19 protein-coding genes are annotated in these 20,246 nt (G+C 69.3%); 12 read left to right on the top strand and 7 right to left on the bottom strand.

What is annotated here, in order from left to right; translation table 11 throughout:
- Positions 1–135: 135 nt before the first annotated feature.
- On the bottom strand, positions 136–1,215 hold the full coding sequence (locus L3Q65_RS19610) for a substrate-binding domain-containing protein (protein ID WP_237600496.1): 1,080 nt from the start codon (positions 1,213–1,215) through the stop codon (positions 136–138).
- Positions 1,216–1,350: 135 nt separating this feature from the next.
- A complete protein-coding gene (locus tag L3Q65_RS19605) occupies positions 1,351–1,749 on the bottom strand; it encodes a DUF1508 domain-containing protein (RefSeq protein WP_220507750.1) in 399 nt (132 codons plus the stop codon).
- Positions 1,750–2,203: 454 nt separating this feature from the next.
- On the opposite strand from L3Q65_RS19605, the gene L3Q65_RS19600 reads away from it, so the two are divergent.
- Positions 2,204–3,112 (top strand): LysR family transcriptional regulator, encoded by a 909-nt coding sequence (locus L3Q65_RS19600; RefSeq protein ID WP_182893267.1) that lies wholly within the window; start codon positions 2,204–2,206, stop codon positions 3,110–3,112.
- A gap of 1,105 nt (positions 3,113–4,217) precedes the next feature.
- Here the strand turns inward: L3Q65_RS19600 and L3Q65_RS19595 are convergent.
- Positions 4,218–4,748, bottom strand: a complete 531-nt coding sequence (locus L3Q65_RS19595; protein ID WP_237600495.1) for a flavin reductase family protein — start codon at positions 4,746–4,748, stop codon at positions 4,218–4,220.
- A 130-nt stretch (positions 4,749–4,878) separates the two neighbouring features.
- On the opposite strand from L3Q65_RS19595, the gene L3Q65_RS19590 reads away from it, so the two are divergent.
- The 6 genes from L3Q65_RS19590 (at position 4,879) to L3Q65_RS19565 (ending at position 11,636) form a co-directional block, all read left to right on the top strand.
- The gene (locus L3Q65_RS19590) at positions 4,879–5,739 is read left to right on the top strand and encodes an alpha/beta fold hydrolase (RefSeq protein WP_182893264.1); all 861 of its coding nucleotides are present in this window, start codon (positions 4,879–4,881) and stop codon (positions 5,737–5,739) included.
- Positions 5,739–7,382 (top strand): FAD-binding protein, encoded by a 1,644-nt coding sequence (locus tag L3Q65_RS19585; RefSeq protein WP_237600494.1) that lies wholly within the window; start codon positions 5,739–5,741, stop codon positions 7,380–7,382. Before L3Q65_RS19590 ends, L3Q65_RS19585 begins: the two co-directional genes overlap by 1 nt.
- Positions 7,379–8,383, top strand: coding sequence for a ferredoxin--NADP reductase (locus L3Q65_RS19580; RefSeq protein WP_237600493.1), 1,005 nt, complete (start codon positions 7,379–7,381; stop codon positions 8,381–8,383). Before L3Q65_RS19585 ends, L3Q65_RS19580 begins: the two co-directional genes overlap by 4 nt.
- 56 nt (positions 8,384–8,439) lie before the next feature.
- A complete protein-coding gene (locus L3Q65_RS19575) occupies positions 8,440–9,162 on the top strand; it encodes an SDR family NAD(P)-dependent oxidoreductase (RefSeq protein WP_237600492.1) in 723 nt (240 codons plus the stop codon).
- 144 nt (positions 9,163–9,306) lie between these two features.
- The gene (locus tag L3Q65_RS19570) at positions 9,307–10,791 is read left to right on the top strand and encodes an MFS transporter (RefSeq protein ID WP_237600491.1); all 1,485 of its coding nucleotides are present in this window, start codon (positions 9,307–9,309) and stop codon (positions 10,789–10,791) included.
- Positions 10,792–10,811: 20 nt separating this feature from the next.
- Positions 10,812–11,636: an alpha/beta fold hydrolase gene (locus tag L3Q65_RS19565; protein ID WP_237600490.1), complete on the top strand. Its 825-nt coding sequence runs from the start codon at positions 10,812–10,814 to the stop codon at positions 11,634–11,636.
- A gap of 53 nt (positions 11,637–11,689) precedes the next feature.
- On the opposite strand, the gene L3Q65_RS19560 is transcribed toward L3Q65_RS19565, so the two are convergent.
- The 4 genes from L3Q65_RS19560 to L3Q65_RS19545 form a co-directional block, all read right to left on the bottom strand.
- Positions 11,690–12,481, bottom strand: coding sequence for an SDR family oxidoreductase (locus tag L3Q65_RS19560; protein ID WP_237600489.1), 792 nt, complete (start codon positions 12,479–12,481; stop codon positions 11,690–11,692).
- A complete protein-coding gene (locus L3Q65_RS19555; RefSeq protein ID WP_182893257.1) occupies positions 12,478–12,729 on the bottom strand; it encodes a ferredoxin in 252 nt (83 codons plus the stop codon). The genes L3Q65_RS19560 and L3Q65_RS19555 overlap by 4 nt, the downstream gene beginning before the upstream one ends.
- The gene (locus L3Q65_RS19550; protein ID WP_182893256.1) at positions 12,729–13,877 is read right to left on the bottom strand and encodes a Rieske 2Fe-2S domain-containing protein; all 1,149 of its coding nucleotides are present in this window, start codon (positions 13,875–13,877) and stop codon (positions 12,729–12,731) included. Before L3Q65_RS19550 ends, L3Q65_RS19555 begins: the two co-directional genes overlap by 1 nt.
- 106 nt (positions 13,878–13,983) lie before the next feature.
- Entirely contained in the window at positions 13,984–14,808 is an 825-nt protein-coding gene (locus L3Q65_RS19545; RefSeq protein ID WP_182893255.1) for an IclR family transcriptional regulator, read from the bottom strand.
- Positions 14,809–14,967: 159 nt separating this feature from the next.
- Between L3Q65_RS19545 and L3Q65_RS19540 the strand changes: the two genes are divergently transcribed.
- From L3Q65_RS19540 to L3Q65_RS19520, 5 genes are all read left to right on the top strand, one after another.
- A complete protein-coding gene (locus L3Q65_RS19540; RefSeq protein WP_182893254.1) occupies positions 14,968–15,816 on the top strand; it encodes an LLM class F420-dependent oxidoreductase in 849 nt (282 codons plus the stop codon).
- Between the two features lies 1 nt (position 15,817).
- A complete protein-coding gene (locus L3Q65_RS19535; RefSeq protein WP_182893253.1) occupies positions 15,818–16,303 on the top strand; it encodes a nuclear transport factor 2 family protein in 486 nt (161 codons plus the stop codon).
- 91 nt (positions 16,304–16,394) lie between these two features.
- A complete protein-coding gene (locus L3Q65_RS19530) occupies positions 16,395–18,008 on the top strand; it encodes a class I adenylate-forming enzyme family protein (RefSeq protein WP_237600488.1) in 1,614 nt (537 codons plus the stop codon).
- Positions 18,009–18,108: 100 nt separating this feature from the next.
- Positions 18,109–19,293 (top strand): acyl-CoA dehydrogenase family protein, encoded by a 1,185-nt coding sequence (locus tag L3Q65_RS19525; RefSeq protein ID WP_182893251.1) that lies wholly within the window; start codon positions 18,109–18,111, stop codon positions 19,291–19,293.
- Positions 19,294–19,321: 28 nt separating this feature from the next.
- Positions 19,322–20,245: a VOC family protein gene (locus L3Q65_RS19520; protein WP_182893250.1), complete on the top strand. Its 924-nt coding sequence runs from the start codon at positions 19,322–19,324 to the stop codon at positions 20,243–20,245.
- The last annotated feature ends 1 nt before the right edge of the window (position 20,246 follow it).

Below are 20,246 nucleotides of genomic sequence, written 5' to 3'. Positions count from 1 at the left end.
TTTCATGCCGGAGCACGGTGGGCGCCTGCCTTGCCGGGCACACGGAACCGGCCCGGCCGGGGAATCCCCAGCCGGGCACACGGAACCGGCCCGGCCGGGGAATCCCCAGCCGGGCCGGTCCGATGCGTCAGCGGGTCAGGAAAGTGTGCAGGTGACGCCGTTCACCGGGGCGAGCGGCTTGAAACCGTACTGGCTCAGCGTGCCGGCGAGGCTGCCGTTGCAGAGCGGGCTCGGGCCGGAGGAGTCGAAGCCGACCGCGTTGAGCGCCGCGTCGCGCGACGGCGAGCGGGTGTCGAGCACGTAGTACACGAAACGGGCGCCGAGGAAGCCGTCGGCGAACGCCGGGGCGAAATTCGGCGCGGAGCCCGAAACCGGGGCGCCGTCCGAACCGGCACCGGTCAGGGCGCCCTCGAAGAAGCCGGCGCGCTTGTCGCTGACGACGCCGTTGCCCTGGGCGACCCACTGGGCCACGGAGTAGGGCGCGATCGCCGACGGCTGGTCGCCCGCCGGGATGGTGTTGCCTTCGTTCTCCTGGAAGCGCTTGATGGTGACCGGCTTCGTGGTCGGGTCGAAGCCGAGCACCGTGTTGGTGAAGAACGACAGCGTGCCGGAACCGGCCTGCGGAAGGTAGACGGAGATGGGCGTGTTGGTACCGCCGACCTGGTTCCAGTTGGTGATGGCGCCGCTGTAGATGTCGCGAAGCTGGGCCAGCGTCAGGGTGACCCCCGCGCCGGCGCCGGTCGACGAGGCGGCCCAGGACACGCCGTCCTTGGCGAAGGCGTAGTACTGGAAGGTCGACGGGTCGGAGGCCGACCGCGGGGACGAGGAGCGGGCGAGGTCGACCGACCCGCTGCCGGCCGCGGCGGCGTTGGCCAGCGCGGTCTTCCCCGCGGAAGAGCCGTTGGGGGGCGGGTTGGAGACGGTGTAGCTGGTTCCGCCGTCGTAGACGTCGCCGGGCACAGCGAACGACTGGCTGCCCGCGAGGACCGGCGGGACGTTCACGTAGTTGTCGGGGTCGCTGTTCGCCGCCGCGCCGTTGGCAGCGGCGAAGACCGCGCCGGTGACGTCCGCGATCGTGTCGGAGCCCACCGCGGCCACGACCTCGGGGAGCTGGTTCGGGCCGGGAACCGCGCCAGCGGTCCCCGGGAAAATCAGGGCAGCACCCGCGGCGACCGCGGCGGAGACGCCCGCGAACCGGGCAGTACGAGCACGCATCGGTTTGTACTCTTTCTGTCTGGTCTCGACCACGGGATTCCGTGGTCGAGACCAACTTCGCGGGGCCTGGCAAACACTGCCCGCCACGTCGCGTTCCCGCCCGACGGCGCGGGAGTTAATGCCCGACGAACGCGTTCAGCCGGGCAGCCGGTACTTCGTGCGCCAGTCGGTGATTCGGCCTTCCGCCGCGAATTCCGCCGCGTCCGCGATCGCGGCGACGAATCGCTCGTACCCGTGCTGCGCTTCGATGCGGCGTCCGTAGGCGTGGCTCGCCGAAGCGATCGTCCCGCTCCCCGCGCGCAGGACCCACCGCCAGTCGATTCCGTGGTCGTGGGTCAGTTCCATGCGCGTGCGCGGGAGGTTCGCGCACAGCCACTGGATCGCCGCGACGCATTCTTCCCCGTTGCGGTAGTCGACGGTGCCCAGCCCCAGCGACGCGTTGTTCGTGCCGAGGAGCCGCCACCTCGTCGCGTTCCCCGGGCCGCCGATCAGCTGGAACCGGGGAGTCCGACGTGGACTTCGAGCGCTTTTCATGTGTCGCAACCTCAGTCCGGCTCGGACGGCCGTCCGGTGACAAGCCGTCGCAGTCGATGAGGACATCGCGGACACGGCGCCGGAAAGTTACCGCCGGCGGTTAAGCGGCGACGGCCACCCGGTGAACAGCGGGCGGGCGCGGGCATTCCACAGTAGACCGTCGGCAGGCGGTCACCCTGGAGATTCTCTTCGCCACTCCTGGCGATGACATCGTTCGTTCCCGCGCGGACGTTTCGCCGGTTCCGGGGTTCGGGGCGAGTTCGACTGTTCGCCGCAACCCCGATTCGGGCGTTCGGCGGCACCCGCGGCGGGGTAGTTGGGGCACGCTCGGTGTCCTTCGGGGCGCGGAAATCCCGTTCCGAACCGGTATTTCGCGTCGCAGGCAAGGGGAGGTGGCCGCCGTTGCGTCTACTGTGGACGTCCGGGGCCGTTCGTTTCGGATATGGTTGGCGGAATGGCTGATCTGACGCTCACCGGCCTGCGGGTCGTGGTCGAGGTGGCCCGCACCGGGTCGTTCAGTGCTGCCGCGCATCGGCTCGGCTACACGCAATCCGCGGTGTCCCGGCAGATCGCGGCGAGCGAACGCGCTACTGGAACCGCGTTGTTCGAACGGCATGCCCGCGGAATCCGCCCTACGACAGCAGGAGAAGTGCTGATCCGGCACGCCGGTCGCGTGCTGGACAGCGTGAACGCGGCCGGAAAAGAACTCGCCGGACTGCGCGACCGGCTGGCCGGGCGGATCGCGGTCGGCGGATTCCCGGCGGCGTCGGCGGTTTTGCTGCCCCGCGCGGTTTCCCGGCTGCTGCGCGCCCATCCGGGCGTGGAGGTGCAGCTCGCCGAATCCGCGACCCCGGCGCAACTGCAGTCCCTGCGCCGCGGCCGCCTCGACGTCGCGGTGGCCGTCACCGGCGACGGCTTGCCGGAATACGACTTCGAGGGCTTGCGGCGCACCGAATTGCGCAGCGGAACCGGGTACGGAGTGGCGGTCGCGGAATCGCATCCGTTCGCCGGGCGCAGCTGGGTCGAACCGGACGAACTGGCCGAACAGCAATGGATCGTCGGTGCGGGCGGCTCGCCGGAATCCGGGACGTGGCCGGGAATCGCCGGGTCGTCGATCGCCTTCGCGGTACGCGCGTGGCCGACGCGGTTGGGCCTGGTCGCGGCAGGGTTGGGAATTTCGCTGGTGCCCGGTTTCGCGGCGGACTCGTTGCCCGCCGACGTGCGATGGGTCCCCGTGCGCGACGAGTGCGGCGGGCTGCGGCGCGTGCTGTGGGCGGTGACGGGGGAGCAGCCAAGTCCGGCGGCGGTGGCGATGGTGCGGGCGCTGGAGCAGGAGGCTGGGTCGCTGGGGCGGGGCTGTTAGACGAGGGATGTGCCGTCGTGCTGCGGTTTCTGCGGGTTTGATGTTCGTGAGAGGCGGGATTCGTCGTGGGGGCGCGCTTTTGTCCTGAGCGCGGTCCCGCTTCAGTCAGGTCGGCTCGCGTTCGTCGCGGGTCAGCTGATGCGCCACGACTGAGTGCCGCCGCCGTCGCAGTGCCGCGTCTGGATCGAAGCGCCCCACCAGATGTTGCCGAACACGCCCGCACCCCTGCCTCCGGACGCCTCGCGACTGCGTCGTCTCGTATGACGAGACGTTCTCTTCCCGCATCATCGCGAAAGTCCCATTCTCTGTAACACACGAACCGATTCGCGGAGTTCAGCAAGAACTTTGCGGAGAATCCCCGCTCGCAACGAAAAGCGCTGTCCTCGACGACCGCGAGTCCGGTGTCCGGCGGGGTGGACTCGCGAGGGCAGGCGCGCGGGCACCGGGATACCCGGGGGATCCCGGTGCCCGCGTGCTTCACCGCGGTTTCCGCCCGTCGCGCCGGCCAGTCAAGCCGATGCGGGACACGCGCGGGGCGACCGAATCGCCTCGGCGAGATCGCGCCGCGTGACCACTGCGCCGGCGGTCACCTCGACCGGGTGGTCGGGTTGTACCTGGCCGAGTGATGCGATATCGAACAGGTGTTCGACATGATGGTGTGGTGACCAGAATGATGATTCTCCCGGAACCGCAGCCGCGAATCTGGGAGCGGAGAGACGAGTCCCGGCGGAGCCGCGGCAGCGAAGTTCAGCCGAAAACGCCGGAGCCGGATGCCTTGCCGCCGGAGCCCGGCGCGCGTCCCTTTCGGCGCGGTTCGTTCCGCGGATTGGGCCGGCGACCCGATCGCGGCCCGGAACGGTTGCCGGGCCGGGAGAAGCCGTGCCTGCGCGCGGGTCGCGACGAGCCGCGACGGTCGGGATTCCGGCGTCGCTGGTCGAGCGCCTGGCACCGCGTTCTTCACGCGGTCAGGAGCTGCCGCGGATGCTCGGGCGGTGATTGCCGGAGAACGGGAAGGAAGTGCCGTTCCTGGCCGATGGGCAACCAGCGCATGGAATCTCGGCGGCACCGTCACGCGTTCCCCGTCGGAGTCGAGCCCAACGGCGGCTCAGCGGTCGCTCCAGCCCCAGAGATAACCCGGAACCTCGTCCGGACTCCCTTCCACGCCGAAATCGCCGCGGTAGAAGATCATCGGCCGGTCGTCGGTGCCGGGGTCGAGTGCGAGGACGCGGCCGAGGACGACGTCATGGTCGCCCGCGCGGTGCACGGTTTCGACCTCGGCGTGCACGCGCAGCAGCACACCGGGCAATTCCGGCGTGCCCCAGCGGGAAAGCTCCCAATCCAGTCCTTCGAAGCGAAGCCCGCGGCGGGATCCGAAGCGGCCGCAGAGATCGGCTTGCGGTTCGGCCAGCACGTTGACGCAGAACCGCCCGGCAGACCGGATGCGCGGCCACGCCCGGCCGCCGCGGTCGGCGCAGAACAGCACCAGCGGCGGTGCCAGCGACACCGACGTGAAGGACTGACAGGTGAACCCCACCGCCTCGCCGCTGTCGACGCCGGTCACCACGGTGACCCCGCTGGCGAACCGGCTCAGCGCGCGGCGCATCTCCAGCGGGCTCGGTGCTTCGGTGGCTTGCATGGCTTCGACGGTAAAAGCTGCCGGCCCGGGCGGCGTCCGGCTCTCTCGGTGACCGGGACTGAAGGCCCGCGCGCGTCCGGCGGCTGGCTAGCTTCGGCGGTATCCCGCACCCACGAGCAAGAGGTCAGCCATGCCGGAACTGAGCCACGACGCGACGCTGCGCGAACTCCGCACCGACCGGGGCGTGCTGCGCTACCACGAAGCAGGCGACGGGCCGCCGGTCGTACTGCTGCACGGATCCGGCCCCGGCGTCACCGGATGGCAGAACTTCCGCGCGAATCTGCCGTCGTTCGCCGCGCATTTCCGGTGCCTGATCCTGGAATTCCCCGGATTCGGCGTCAGCGATCCGGTCGACGCGCCGCCGATGCCCGCCGCCGAACGCGCGGTGCTCGACCTGCTCGACGGGCTCGGCATCGCCGCCGCCGACCTCGTCGGCAACTCCATGGGCGGCTTCGTCGCCACCCGCACCGCGATCGCGCACCCGGACCGGGTCCGCCGGCTGGTGACCGTCGGCGGGATGGGCACGAACATCTTCAGCCCGGCTCCGGGCGAGGGCATCAACCTGCTGACCGAGTTCGTCGAAGACCCGACGCGCGAACGGCTCGTGCAGTGGCTGAACTCCATGGTTTTCGACCGCGGCCTGATCACCGAAGAGCTGATCGAGGAGCGGTGGAAGCTGGCTACCGCGGCGGATTCCTTGGCCAGCGCCAAGAAAATGTACGGCAAAGGGGTGCTGCGGGCGCAGGCGGCCGCGGCCTTCGACGTCACCCCGCTGTGGGCGACCCTGCGCAAGATCCGCGCTCGCACGCTCATCACCTGGGGCCGGGACGACCGGGTCAGCCCGCTCGACATGGCGTTGATTCCGATGCGCACGATTCCCCACGCGGAACTGCACATCCTCCCGAATTGCGGCCACTGGACGATGATCGAGCAGAAGGACGCGTGGGAAAGCGCCGTCCTCGCGTTCCTGCTCCGGAAGGACGGCGAGTGATGGCCTGGGACGCGGAGCACGACTTCGTCGTCGTCGGCTCGGGCGGCGGCGGGATGACCGCGGCGCTGACCGCCGCGGCGGCCGGGCTGGACGTGCTGGTCGTCGAGAAGGGCGCGATGTACGGCGGCTCCACCGGGATTTCCGGCGGCGGCATCTGGATCCCGAACAACCCGACGCTGCGCGCGGCCGGGCACGACGACAGCCGCGCGTCGATCCGCCGCTACCTCGACCTGCTCACCGAGGGACGGGTGCCCGCGAAGCGGCTCGACGCGTATGTGGACCACGGCCCGGCGGCGATGGAGCTGCTGGAGCGCAGCAAGTGGCTGCGGTTCTTCTGGGTGAAGGGGTACGCCGATTACCACCCGGAGCTGGAGGGCGGTCGTCCGCTGGGCCGGTCGATCGAGGCGAAGCCGTTCGACACCCGGCAGCTCGGCGAGGACGAGCGGTACCAGCGGCCGAACACGATGAAGGGTCCGCTCGGCCTGTGGGTCACCGCGAAGGATTACCACGATCTGGCGATGGTCAAGCGGACCTGGCGCGGCCGGTGGGCGTCGGTGATCGCCGCCTGGCGGGTGTCGTCCAACGTGGTGCGGCGCCGGCACATGGCGACCGGCGGTCGTGCGCTGGTCGCGCGGTTGCGGATGGCGTTGAAGGACGCCGGGGTCCCGCTGTGGCTGCGGTCGCCGATGACGGAACTCGTCGTCGAGGACGGCCGGGTGACCGGGATCGTCGCCGAGCACGACGGCGCGCAGCAGCGGATCCGCGCCCGTCGTGGTGTGCTGCTGGCGACCGGAGGTTTCGAGCACAGCGCTGATCTGCGGAAACGCTATCTGCCGGAAGCCGCGTGGGACGATTACAGCGGCGGCGCGCGGGAGAACGTCGGCGACGGCATCGAGGCCGGGCTGGGCGTCGGCGCGGCCACGGACCTGATGGACGACGCGTGGTGGATGCCGTCGGTGCGGCATCCGTCCGGCGCGGTCGTGCCGCTGGTGTCCGAGCGGTCGATCCCGCGTTCGGTCATCGTGTCGGCCGAGGGCACGCGGTTCACCAACGAATCCGCGCCGTATGTCACCTTCGTGCACGCCCAGCTCGAAGGCGGACACGTGCCCGCTTGGTTCGTGATGGACGCCAAGGCCCGGGCGCGCTATCCGTTCGCCCAGATCCTGCCGGGCGCGCCGATTCCGGAGCCGTACTACGCGGCGGGAATCGCGCACCGGGCGGACACACTCGCCGGGCTGGCCGGGAAAATCGGAGTTCCGGCCGACGCGCTGGCCGGAACGGTCGAGCGCTTCAACGGCTTCGCTCACAATGGAGTGGACGCGGACTTCGGCCGCGGGGAATCCGCTTACGACCGGTATTACGGCGATCCGACCCTGCCGAACCCGTGTCTCGACGTGATCGAGCGGGGCCCGTATTACGCGTTCCGCATCGAGGTCGGCGACCTCGGCACCAAGGGCGGCCTGGTGTGCGACGAGAACAGCCGGGTCCTGCGGGACGACGGTTCGGCGATCGACGGTCTGTACGCCACCGGCAACACGACCGCTGCGGTGATGGGCAACGAATACGCTGGTCCAGGCGCGACGATCGGGCCGTCGATCGTCTTCGGCTATCTCGCGGCACGGCACGCCGCGCGCTCGGCATGAGCGCGATGCGCGTGCGGGTGACCGAGGTGGTCCGCGAGACCGCTGACGCGCATTCGCTGGTACTGGAACCGATCGAGGGCAGTTTCGACTATCTGCCCGGGCAATTCCTCACCGTGCGGATTCCGTCCGCTGAGGACAGTGTCGCGCGGTGCTATTCGCTGTGCAGTTCCCCGTATTGCGAGGAGCCGGCGAGAATCACGGTGAAGCGCACCGCGGGCGGCTACGGGTCGAATTGGTTGGTGGACAACGCGGTCGAGGGGACCGTGCTGGAGGTGCTGCGGCCATCGGGCGCGTTCACGCCGCGTTCGCTCGACGCCGACGTGCTGCTGCTCGCCGCCGGAAGCGGGATCACGCCGGTGATGTCGATCCTGAAATCCTGCCTGCGGGCCGGTTCCGGACGGGTGACGCTGGTTTACGCGAACCGGGACGAGCAGTCGGTGATCTTCCGGGACGAGCTGGTGCGGCTGACGAAGGAGCATCCGGATCGGCTGACCGTGTCGCATTGGCTGGAATCGGTGCAGGGGTTGCCGACCGAGGCCGGGCTTCGGGCGTTGACCGCGCCGTACCGGGATCGGCAGGCGTTCCTTTGCGGACCCGGGCCGTTCATGGACCTGGCTTCAGCGGTCCTTAACGGACTCGGCGTGGAAAGCATTACGGTGGAACGGTTCACGTCGCTCACCGGTGATCCGTTCCAGTCGGTGGAGGTGGACGAGTCCGGCCCGGCGGGCACAGTGGAAGTCGAACTCGACGGGGAGACGCGCACCTTGCGCTGGCCGCGGGAGAACGCGTTGCTCGACGTCCTCCTGGCGGCAGGCCTGGACGCGCCGTTCTCGTGCCGGGAAGGCGCGTGCAGTGCCTGTGCTTGCGTGCTCGTGAGCGGTGAAGTCGACCTGGCGCACAACGAGGTCCTGGATGCCCAGGACCTCGCGGACGGGTTGATCCTGGCCTGTCAGGCCCGCCCGAAGACGGACGAGGTCAAGGTTACGTACGAGGCGTCGTGAGTGGCGATGCCGGTTCTCGCCGGCGTGAACACTCACGACGCCCCAGTGAGGCAGCGATGGGCCGATTCGAGAACGCGAAAGTCCTGCTCACCGGTGGCGGCTCGGGGATCGGCCGAGCGACCGCGCTCCGTCTCGCGGCCGAAGGCGCGACCGTCTTCTCCGTGGACGTCGACCACTCCGGGACTCCGGAAACAGAACGAATCCTGCGGCATCAGGCCGATGTCTCCGACGAATCCGCGATCTCGGCCGCGGTCCGGGCCGCGGCGGCTGAACTCGGCGGCATCGACGTGGTCGTCAATGTCGCCGGAATCCACCGCACGACGCCGATCGCCGAGTTGACCGTCGAGGACCTGCGGCGGCTCTACGACGTGAACTTGATCGGCACCGCGCTGTGCTGCCGGGAAGCGTTGCCGCAGCTGCCCGACGGCCGTGGCGTGATCGTGAACGTGTCCTCCAGTTCCGCTACGCACGGAAATCCTTACATGACCGCCTATTCGGCGAGCAAAGCCGCAGTGCTGGGGTTCTCGCTGAGCCTCGCGGCGGAGGTCGTCGGCCGCGGCGTGCGCGTGGTCGTCGTGTCGCCGGGCACGGTCGCGACGCCGCTGGTCGGCGAGCACGTCCTGGCCGGTCTCGACACCTCGTACTACAGCCGCATCCGCTCGCCGATGGGCGCGGCGGAACCGGACCAGATCGCGGCGACGATCGCCTTCGCCGCTTCCGCGGACGCGGGATACCTGACCGGTGCGGAGATCCGCGTCGACGGCGGCTCGCATATCTGAAGGGGTTTCGGCTCTCCCGGTGAGCGGGATCGCGCCAGGGCTGTCCGGCCGCCGTGATTACGCTCACGTCGATTCCGGCCTCATCAGCGCGGGACCTCGTATTCCGGCGGGGATTCCCCTGATCACTTCTGGAAAGGGACCGGCATGGCACTCGACCTGAATCCGGCGAACGGACCTGTTTCCCGCGGGCGGATCATCGCGGTCTGCGCGCTGATCATTCTGCTCTCCGAAATCGCCACGTTCGAAATACTCATGGTGTACCCGGCGCTGCCCGGGATGGCCGCGCATTTCCGCACCCTGGACGTGGCGCAGGCGGCCTCGGTGGTGACGCTCGCCGGCGCGGTCGTGCTGCCGCTCGCGGGCAAGGCCGCCGACCGCTACGGCAAGAAGCGGATCATCCTCGTGATGGGCGCGATCTTCCTGCTCGGCAGCATCGTGTGCGCGACCACCGACGTGTTCGCGCTGCTCCTGATCGGCCGCCTGCTGCAGGGCAGCCTGGTCGGCATCGTGAACATTTCCTACGCGCTCGTGCGCGACGTGATCCCGCGCTCGTACGTGCCGGTCGCCCTCGGTTCGGTGGTCACCGGAATCGGCATGGGCGCGGTCGCCGGCCCGTTTCTCGCCGGGGTGCTGATCGACAATTTCGGGTTCCGCAGCGTGTTCTGGTTCATGGTGATCTACGTCGGCATCCTGCTGCCGCTGCACGCGTGGCTGGTGCCGGAAAGCAAAGTGCGGGTCAAATCTTCCTTCGACATTCTCGGCGCCATTCTGCTCGGCGCGAGCCTCGGCATTCTGCTCGTCGCGGTCGGCAAGGGCGGCACGTGGGGCTGGGGTTCGACGAAGACCGTCGGCGCGTTCGGGATCGGGGTGCTGCTGCTGGCCGCGTTCGTGCTGCGCGAGCTGAAGGCCAGGGAACCGCTGATCGACCTGCGGGTGCTCATCGGCCGCAAATTCCTGCCGACGGTGGTCGCGGTCGGGCTGGTGTCGTACATGATGAACGCGCACGGCATCCTCAGCCCGACCATGTTCGAGACGCCGCACATCCCCGGAAACACTTACGGCGTCGGCCTTTCCGCGTTGCAGCTGGCACTGTGGACGTTCCCGCTCGGCGTCGTGGGCATGGTCGTCGGCCCGCTCGGCGGCTATCTGTCGAAGCGGATCGGCGCGCGGCAGGTGCTGCTCGCGTCCAGCCTGTGCTTCCTCGTGGTGATGTTCCTCGGCTCGCGGATGTTCACCGTGCAGTGGCAGGTCGCGATCACCAGCTTCGTCGCCGGGTTCGCGGTGGGGTTCCTCCATTCCTCCAACGCGAACCTGCTGCAGGACGCCCTGCCCGAGCGGCTCGGCGGCGCGGGCAACTGCATCGCCGGCGTGATCGCGATGCTGGCGTCGTCGGCCGCGGTGACGGTGACCGGCGCGATCATGGCCGAGCACGTCCGGATGACGCTGCCCCAATCGCACGCGGTGATCTACGGCGACGCCGCGTTCACCCAGTCGTACCTGTGGGCGGGCGTCGTCGGCATCGTCGGGGTGGCGATCATCCTGGTGATGAAGCACGGCCGCAAACCCGCGCAGGGCGGGCTGGTCGAGGAGAACGACACGGCTGCCCGGGTGCGGGTCGCGCAGGCCTGACCGCCGCCATACTGCGTCGCGTGGATCAAGCGGTGCGGACGGAAGACGGCATCCGGCTTTGGGCGGCGAAGACAGGCGACGGCGAACCGGTCGTCTTCTGTCACGGCGGCCCGGGGCTGTGGGACATGATGGCGGACGTCGCGGCTGACCTCTCGGCAGCCGCGCCGATCTGTCGCTGGGACCAGCGAGGATGCGGCAGGTCGCAGCGGCGGGGACCGTACTCCGTGGAGCGGACGGTGGCCGACCTCGACGCGATCCGGGCTCATTTCGGCTGGGACAGCGTCGCGCTGCTGGGCCACTCGTGGGGCGCGCAGCTGGCGTTGCGCTACACGCTGGCGCATCCGGACCGCGTAACGAAGCTGGTCTACGTCTCCGGCACCGGGATCGACGACGACTCGACCTGGCACGCGGAGTACGAGCACAACCTCCGCGTCGCGCTCGGTGGGCGCCTGGGGCGCTGGGAGGCGCTGCGGGACCGGGACCGCACCGCGGAGGAAGACCGGGAGTACTGCGTCCTGCAATGGTCAGCGGACTTCGCCGACCGGGAGCGCGCACTTCGGCACGCCGAAGCCATGGCTGACCCGTGGTTCGGCGTGAATTTCGAGTGCAACGCCGCGCTGAACCGTGAGCGTTCGCCGGATCTGCGTGGCCAGTGCGAGACGCTGAAGGCGCCGACCCTGATCGTGGACGGGACAGCGGACATCCGGCCCCGCAAGGCGGTGGACTCGCTGGAACGGGCGCTGCCCGAGGTGTCGCGCGTGCAGCTGCCAGCCGGTCACCTGCCGTGGGTGGAGGACCCGAGCGGTTTCCACGCCGCGGTCGGTGGTTTCTTGGCAGGTCCGTGAAGGGCTCCTTGAGGGAATCAGATTCCCTCAAGGAGCCCTTCACGGACCGCTGGCTACCGCGTTGGGAGCAGCTTCCGCGTCGCCTCGTGTGCGGCCAGCGCCAGTTCCGCTCGCGGGAACCCGCTCCGCTTCTCCGCCGCGGCGAGGTTGCCACCCGCCACCCACACCGGCCCGTCCGCGAGATGCGCCAGCCCTTCCCGCGCGACGTCCTCCGGTTCGGCCACGTTCAGCCCCGGCAGGTCGAACGCCAGCCCGGCCCGCTCCATCGCCGGAGTCCGGGTGACGCCCAGCACCAGTTCGAGCACGTCCACGCCGCGGTCCCGCATCTCCAGCCACAGCCCCTCGGCGAACACCCGGCTGAACGCCTTGACCGCGGAATACACGCTGATCTCCGCCTGCCCGAGATACCCGGCCAGCGAGCCCACGAGCAGGATTCCACCGCGCCCGCGTGCTGCCATCAACGCGCCGAAGTGATGTGCCAACGCGAGCTGCGCGGTGATGTTCAGGTCGATGACCCCACGCACCCGCGAGAGATCCCCGGTGACGAACTCGTGCCCGTAACTGTTCGCGCCAGCATTGAAGATCAGCAGACCGACTTCACGCCCGTCAGTCACTTCCCGGATCGCCGGGAGCGCGTCTGGATCGAGCAGATCCACCTGCGCGGTCAGCACTTCCACACCGCGTGCCCGCGCCGCCGCCGCAGTCTCTGCCAGCGGTTCCGGCTTGCGCGCGATCAGCACCAGATTGATCCCGGCCTCGGCGAGCTGATGCGCGAACGCCGCGCCAACGCCCTCCGAACCGCCCGCGATCACCGCCCAGGGTCCGTACTTCTCGTTCATGCTCATTCGCCGGCCACCGGAATTCCCCCGTCCGCGACCGCCCGGTCGATCGAATCCCGCAACGCGTGACAGCCGCGGAACAGATCCTCCGGGCAAGCCGACCGTTCGACACATCGCGCGGAAGCGTCGGCATCCCACTGAATGCTTGTCTGATGCCAGCTGCTCTTGCGCACCGTCAGCCACGCCTCGCAGGTTCCGCATTGGACCGGCCGCATCGGCTCGTCCAGCAGCCGGTTGTCGGCCCGGACCGCCATCAGACGCGCTCGCCGGTCCGGCGGCCGAGGTTCTCCTCGACCTCCTTGCGCCACGCGGCGTTCGGCTTCGCGGTGTCCAGTTCGAACTCGAACCGCTCGGTCATCTCCGGCGTGACGTCCGCGACGTCCACATAGAACTGTTCGTACCAGCGCCGCAGCTGGTAGACCGGACCGTCCTCCTCGCACAGCAGCGGGTTCTCGATCCGGGTCTTGTTCTTCCAGATCTGCACGTCCTGTTCGAACCCGATCCGGATGAAATCGCCCATCTTGCGCGCGGTTTCCTCGGCCTCCGCGCCGGAGAGCTTGTCCGTGCGCTTCACGATGATCCCGTACTGCAGCTTGAACGAATTCGCCGTGACGGGGTAGTGGCAGTTGATGAGGACGGCGTCGATGTCCATGCCCTCGTAGTGATATGTCAGCTCGTCGATCATGAACGACGGCCCGTAGTAGGCGGCGACGGAGGTGTTGCCGAGCGCCTTCGGCTGCCCGTCCTTGGCGGGCGGACGCACGTCCTCCCGCGAAGTGCCGCGCTGCAGCTGGGTGGCGACGTGTCCCTCGAAGATGTTCTTGAAGTACGTGGGGAAAGCGAAGTGCACGTAGAAGAAGTGCGCCATGTCGACGACGTTGTCGACGACCTCGCGGCAGTTCGTGTCGACGTGCGTTTCGTACCAGGTCCAGTCGGTCCAGTCGTCGCGCGTGGCGCCCTCGATGCGCGGGATGACGACGTCGGCCGGCGGCGGATTGCCCTCCGGGTCGTTCCAGACGAACAGCATCTTGTCCTGCACCATCGTCGTCCACGCCGCGGTGCGCGCCCGCAGCGGAACCCGGCGGCTGTAGGGGATCTGCTTGCAGCGGCCGTCGCCGCCCCAGCGCCAGTCGTGGAACGGGCAGGCGACCTCGTTGCCCTTGACCGTGCCCTGCGACAGGTCGCCGCCCATGTGCCTGCAGTACGCGTCGAGCACGTTGAGCTTGCCGTCCTCGCCGGCGAACACCACGAGCTTCTGCCCGAACGCGGTGATGGGATGCGGCTTCCCGTCGGCGAAGCTTTCGGCCAGCCCGAGGCAGTGCCACCCGCGGGCGAACCGCGTGGGCGCCGCGCCGGCCTCGATCACGCGGACCTCGTCCGGTGCCGGCTCCACTGTGGTCATCGTCGGATCTCCTTCCAGTGCCCCACTTCTGCGAGGTAGAACGTAGAACGGCGGGCGGTCCCGAGGCCGGTGGCATCCCAGTGACCGGAAGTCCTTTGTGGACGGTTCAATTCCAGGCGGGCTCGGCGGTGCGCAACCGGACCATCGGGTACAGCTCCTGCGTGACCTGCCGTGCGGCGACCACGACGAGCGGTGCGACGCGCTCCAGTGCGGTGTGTGCGTCGCCGACCAGAGAGATCGCCGCCTCGGGTCCTTCCGGGCCTCGGATGGCAGCGGCGACACAGGAGATGTCAGCGAAGCATTCGCCGCGCTCGAAGGCGAGGCCGTTGCGGTCGCGGATCCGCCCGAGTTCGCGGTGCAGCGTCACCATGTCGCAGATCGTCCGGCTGGTCTGGCGGCCGAGTGTCGGCATGACCCGGTCCTCGACCTGTTCGGCGGGCAGCCACGCGAGCATCGCCTTGCCGAGCGCGGTGCACTGCGCGGGCGCGCGGCCGCCGACGCGCGACGGGACCACCGCGGCGAACCGGCCGCCGACCTTGTCGAGATACCGGACGTCGGCGCCGTCGAGGATCGCCAGGTGCGCGACCATCCCGGTGCGCAACTGCAGTTCGTGCAGCACGGCCGCGGTCGCCTCGCGCAGTTCGAGGTGGTTGCCGCCGGTGCCGCCGAGATTCAGCGCCCGCGCGCCGAGCGCGTAGCCGAACGACGAATGCGACAGCCACTGCAGTCGCACGAGCTGGTCGAGGATGCGGTGCGCGGTCGAACGGGGGAGATGGGTCGTGCGTGCGACCTGTTCGAGGGTGAGCCGGGTGCTCGGCGCGTCGAACGCGTCGAGGATCAGCGTCATCCTCTCGACCATCGACGGCGGCAGGGCGCGGTTCTGTGCGACGTCCGTGCCGAGGGAGTCCGTTTCGATCGCGACAACCGTCATGCTGTGCTCCTCGCGGACGAATTGAAATCATTTCTAGTTTTGACGGTAACACGGCGGCCGGGCACGGCGTCAACAAGCGGCGGGTCACGAGTGCGGCACGGCTCCCGATCAGCGGGAGAAGCCGCTCGCGCAGGCGCGAGCGGCCGGTAGGCATGGCGCATGGACATCGGCCTCGTGAGCCCCGTGGTGACCCGGCTGCCGGGGGATCCGAACGCCTGGGAGGACGCCGCGGGCATCGAAGACCTGGCACGGATCGCCGAGACCGCGGACCGTCTCGGCTTCCATCACCTGACCTGCAGCGAGCACGTCGCGGTGCCGGTACCGGTGGCGGAGCAGCGCGGCTCGACGTACTGGGATCCGCTCGCCACCTTCGGCTTCCTGGCTGCTCGTACCAACCGGATCCGGTTGGTCACGCAGGTGCTCGTGCTGGGATATCACCACCCGCTGGAGATCGCGAAGCGCTACGGAACGCTTGACACGGTCAGCGGCGGGCGGCTCGTGCTCGGCCTGGGCGTCGGGTCGCTGCGGGAGGAGTTCGACCTGCTGGGCGCGCCGTTCGAACAGCGCGGCGAGCGGGCCGACGACGCGCTCCGGGCGCTGCGGGCCGCGTTGTCGCAGCGGCTGCCGGAATACCACGGTCCGCACTACGACTTCGCCGGGATGATCGTCGAACCGCATGCCGTCCAGGCGAAAGTCCCGCTGTGGATCGGCGGCCGAACCAAACGCTCGCTCCGCCGCGCGGCGGAGCTCGCCGACGGCTGGGTCCCGTTCGGATTGTCGCTGGAAGAGCTGCGCCGGATGCTCGGCACGGTTCAGCTGCCGGACGGCTTCCAGGTCGTGCTGTCGCCCGGACGGCCGCTGGACCCTGGCACGGCGTCCTGCCGGGACCGGCTGGCCCGGGTGGTCGAGGCCGGGGCGACGACGGTCAGCGCGCGGATCGCCGCGAACTCGGCCGACCACTACCGCGAGCAGCTCGAAACGCTCGCCGAGCTAGGAAGCGAGGTCTGAGGTGGACCGGATCGCCCAGTTGGAGGCGCGGCTCGCGCGGCTGGAGGACGAACGCGAGATCAGCAGGCTGATCGCCGCGTACGGTCCGCTGGTCGACGCCGGCGCGGCCGAGGACGTCGCCGCGCTGTGGACCGAGGACGGCGTGTACGACGTCGACGAGATCTACCTCGAAGGCCGGGAGCAGCTGGCCCGGATGGTGCGGTCGAGCGCCCATCAAGGCTGGATCTCCGGCGGATGCGCGCATTTCGTCGGCCCGCCGCACGTGACCGTCGACGGCGACACGGCGATCGCGGTATGTCATTCGCTGATGGTGGTATATCAGGACGACCGCTTTGTTGTCCGGCGGGCGACGGCGAACCATTGGGCGCTCGCCCGCACCGATGCAGGATGGAAGGTCACCCGGCGTACCAACCGGGTTCTCGACGGCCGGGCCGAGTCGCCCGGGCTGCTGCGCCAGGGCGCGTACGGCGAACCAGCGTTCCTCTGAGCCGGTCCCGGTCACTGGAATCGGCCCGGCGCTCACTGCGGCGAGCAGGCACAATCACGCCCGCACCGGTGCGCGAGGAGGGAGACCTTTGATGAGCCTCTCCGCTGATCCTCGGCAGGCACTGACCGCGCCCGGCGGACCGTGCGAGCTTCGCACCGAAGAGGTGCTGGGCGTGCCGATGACGGTGTTCGCCCGCCGCGCGCGGTCCTTGGGGGAGGTGCTGGCGGCCTCGGCACGACACGGTGAACGCGAGTACCTGGTGACGGCCGATCGCCGTATCAACTTCGCTGACCATGCCCGGCAGGTCGCATCGGTGGCCTGCGCGCTTCGCGACGAGTACGGGATCGGCAAGGGCGACCGGGTCGCGATCGCGGCGGCGAACAGTCCGGAGTGGGTGATCGCGTTCTGGGCGACGGTGTCGCTGGGCGCGATCGCGGTCGGCTACAACGCGTGGTGGTCGCGGCCGGAACTGGCGTACGCGCTCGGCCACACCCGACCGTCGCTCGTGGTCGCCGATTCGAAGCGGGCCGCGCTGCTGGACGGCGTTCCGGTGCTGACTGTCGAGGAGGATGTTCCCCGGCTCGCCCGCTCCCGGCCGGACGCACCGCTGCCTTCCTGTGCGGTGGCCGAGGACGATCCGGCGGTCATCCTTTACACCAGCGGCACGACCGGACGGCCGAAAGGCGCGGTGCACACGCACCGGAACCTGACGTCGGTGATCGAGTTTCACCGCCTGAACAGCGAAGTCGCCCGTGTGCTCGGCGACCCGACGGATCCGTCCGCGCGGCGGTACTTGCTCGGGGTGCCGCTGTTTCACATCGCCGGACTGCACAACCTCGTCGTGCCGCGGCTGGCGGACGGCAGCGCGGTCGTGGTGCACCAGGGAGGTTTCGACGCGGAGCGAGTGCTGCGATTGGTCGAGGCTGAGCGGGTGACGAACTGGGGCGTCGTGCCGACCATGGCACACCGGCTGCTGGAACACGGCAACCTTGCCCGATACGACCTTTCCTCGCTGACCGCTTTCACTCTCGGTGCCGCGCCTTCTTCGCCTGCATTCCAGCAACGGCTCCGCGCGGAACTCCCCATGGCGGAGAAGGGATTGGTCGACAGCTACGGCCTCACCGAATCCTCCACGGCGATCGCCGTTGCCGCTGCTGGTGACCTGGCGGCTTTCCCCGGCACTGTCGGGCATCCGATCGCGACGGTGGAGTTGGAGATCCGGGACACCTCCGGCGAGGCGATGCCGGAGGGCAGCGCGGGAGAGATCTGCGTGCGCAGCCCGTTCACGATGCTCGGCTATTGGGAAGATCCCGAAGCCACCGCAGCCGCTATCGACGACGAGCGATGGCTGCACACCGGGGATATCGGCGTTCTCTCCGACGGGCTGCTCCGGCTCGCCGCACGGCGTTCGGATTTGATCCTGCACGGCGGCGAGAACGTTTATCCGGCCGAGGTCGAGAACGTGCTGGCGGAACATCCGGCGGTGCGGGAATGCATTGTGCTGGGCGTGCCGCATGTCGACCTCGGCCAGGAAGTGGCTGCGGTCGTGGTGGTCTCGGTGCCGATCGAGGCGGAGGAACTGCGGGCCTTCGCGGCCGAGCGGCTGGCGTATTTCAAGGTTCCGTCGCGGTGGCGGATCGGGCCGGATCCCTTGCCGCGCAACGTGACCGGCAAGGTCGTGCGGAGCAAGGTGCCGCGGCCCTGATCCCGTTGACCGGGAGCGCGCCCGCGCGCTCGGGTGCTCCGCTGGGAGGCTCGGGGCAGCCGGGACCGCACCGTATCCGGACCGGAGAAAGGGAAGCGCCATGACCCATCCCGCTCTAGCCGCCGTCGAGGAGCGGTCCGAGGAGATCGCCGCGCTCGGACCGGAAAACGAGCGGCTCGGCCGGCTCGCCGACGAAGCGGCGAAGGTGCTCCGGGAAACCGGCGCGATCAAAATGCTCCAGCCCGCCGATTACGGCGGCGCGGAAGCGCATCCGCGCGAATTCGCGGAAACGGTGATGCGGCTGGCTTCGCTCGACGGTTCGACGGGCTGGGTGGCCGGGATCGTCGGCGTGCACCCGTGGGAAATGGCGCTCTGCGACCGTCGCGTCCAGGAAGAAATCTGGGGTGCGGACAACGACACCTGGATCGCTTCGCCGTACGCGCCGATGGGCGTGCTGAAGCCGGTCGACGGCGGGTATGTCTTCAACGGACGGTGGCAGTTCTCGTCCGGCACCGATCATTGCGACTGGATTTTCCTCGGCGGATTCCTCGGCGACGCGGACGGCGATGTCGTGCAGCCGCCCCGGAATTACCACGTGATCCTGCCTCGCGCGGATTACGAAATCGTCGAGGACACCTGGGATGTCGTCGGCCTGCGCGGCACCGGCAGCAAGGACATCGTCGTCAAGGACGCGTTCATTCCGGAGTACCGGGCGGTCCCGTTCAGCCGGATGACCGACGGCAGCGCGCTGCGGGAATCCGGCCGCACGAACCCGACGTACGGCGTCCCGTTCACCACGATCTTCCCGCTCGGCATCACGTCCGCGGTGATCGGCATCGCGGAGGGCGCGCTGGCCGCGCATCTGGCATATCAACGCACTCGCGTGCAGATCACCGGCACCCGGGTGAAGGACGACCCGTACGTCCTGTTCGCGATCAGCGCCGCCGCCGAAGAGATCAAAGCCTCGCGAATCGCCATGCTGGACAATGTTTCCCGGTTCTACGACAAGGCAGCGGCCGGGGAGCCGGTGACGCTCGCCGACCGTGCCGCGTCGCGCCGCACCCAGGTCGCCGCGGCATGGCGGGCGGTGCGCGCGATGGACGAGGTGGTCGCCCGCAGCGGCGGCAACGGCCTGCGGATGGACAACCCGATCCAGCGGTTCTGGCGCGACGGCCACATGGGCCTGGCGCACGCGATCCACGTGCCCGGTTCGGTGTTCCACGCGTCCGCGCTCACCGACCTCGACGTCGAGCCGCCACCCGGCCCGATGCTCTCCATGATCTGAACCTTCCTATCCCGCAAGGAGTTTCGCCATGACCGAGATCCGAGGGCTCGGATACCTCCGGGTCCAGAGCCGGGACCTGCCGCGCTGGCGCGAACTGACCGTGGAGGCGCTCGGCTTCGCCGAAACGTCCGGCCCGGTCGCCGACGGCCTGTACCTCCGGATGGACGAACGCGAGGCGCGGCTGATCGTGCTGCCCGGCGAGGACGACCGGGTGCTCGCGGTGGGCTGGGAGGTGCGCGACCAGTTCGCGCTGGCCGCGGTCGGGCGGGCGGTGGAGGCGTCCGGAACCGCGGTGAAAGTGTTGTCGGAAGAGCAATGCCGCGAACGCCGCGTGGATTCGGCGCTCACCTTCGACGATCCGTCCGGCACCCCCGTCGAGGTGTTTTTCGGCCCGGTCCTCGATCACGACCCGGTCCGGACGAAGTGGACGCAGCAGTTCGTGACCGGCGCACAGGGCATGGGCCACGTCGTGCTGCCGACCACGAACTTCGCCGAGGTCGAGACGTTCTACACCGAGGTCCTCGGCTTCCTGCCGCGCGGCGCGGTCGCGATGGGCGGCGCGGCTCCCGATCAGAAACCCCGCCGGGTGCGCTTCATGGGCGTCAACCAGCGCCACCACAGCCTGGCGATCTGCCCCGCCCCGCACGGCGAACCGCCGGGCCTGGTGCACCTGATGGTCGAGGTCGACTCCCTCGATGCCGTCGGCCGCGCCCTGGACGAGGTCGGCAAACGCGGGTTCTCGGTGTCGTCGACGCTGGGTCGGCACACGAACGACAAGATGGTGTCGTTCTACGTCCGGGCTCCGGGCGGGTGGGATCTGGAGTACGGGACCGAGGGAATGCTGGTGGACGAGCGGTTCTATACGGCCGAGGAGATCACCCGGGACAGCTACTGGGGGCATGACTGGTCCGGGTCGGAGCAGTTGGCCGCGTTCACCCCGCCGAAGGGATAGC

The organism is Amycolatopsis sp. FU40 (genome assembly GCF_021903635.1).
Classification (GTDB): Bacteria; Actinomycetota; Actinomycetes; order Mycobacteriales; family Pseudonocardiaceae; genus Amycolatopsis; species Amycolatopsis dendrobii.
This window is presented reverse-complemented; position numbering and strand designations above follow the sequence as displayed.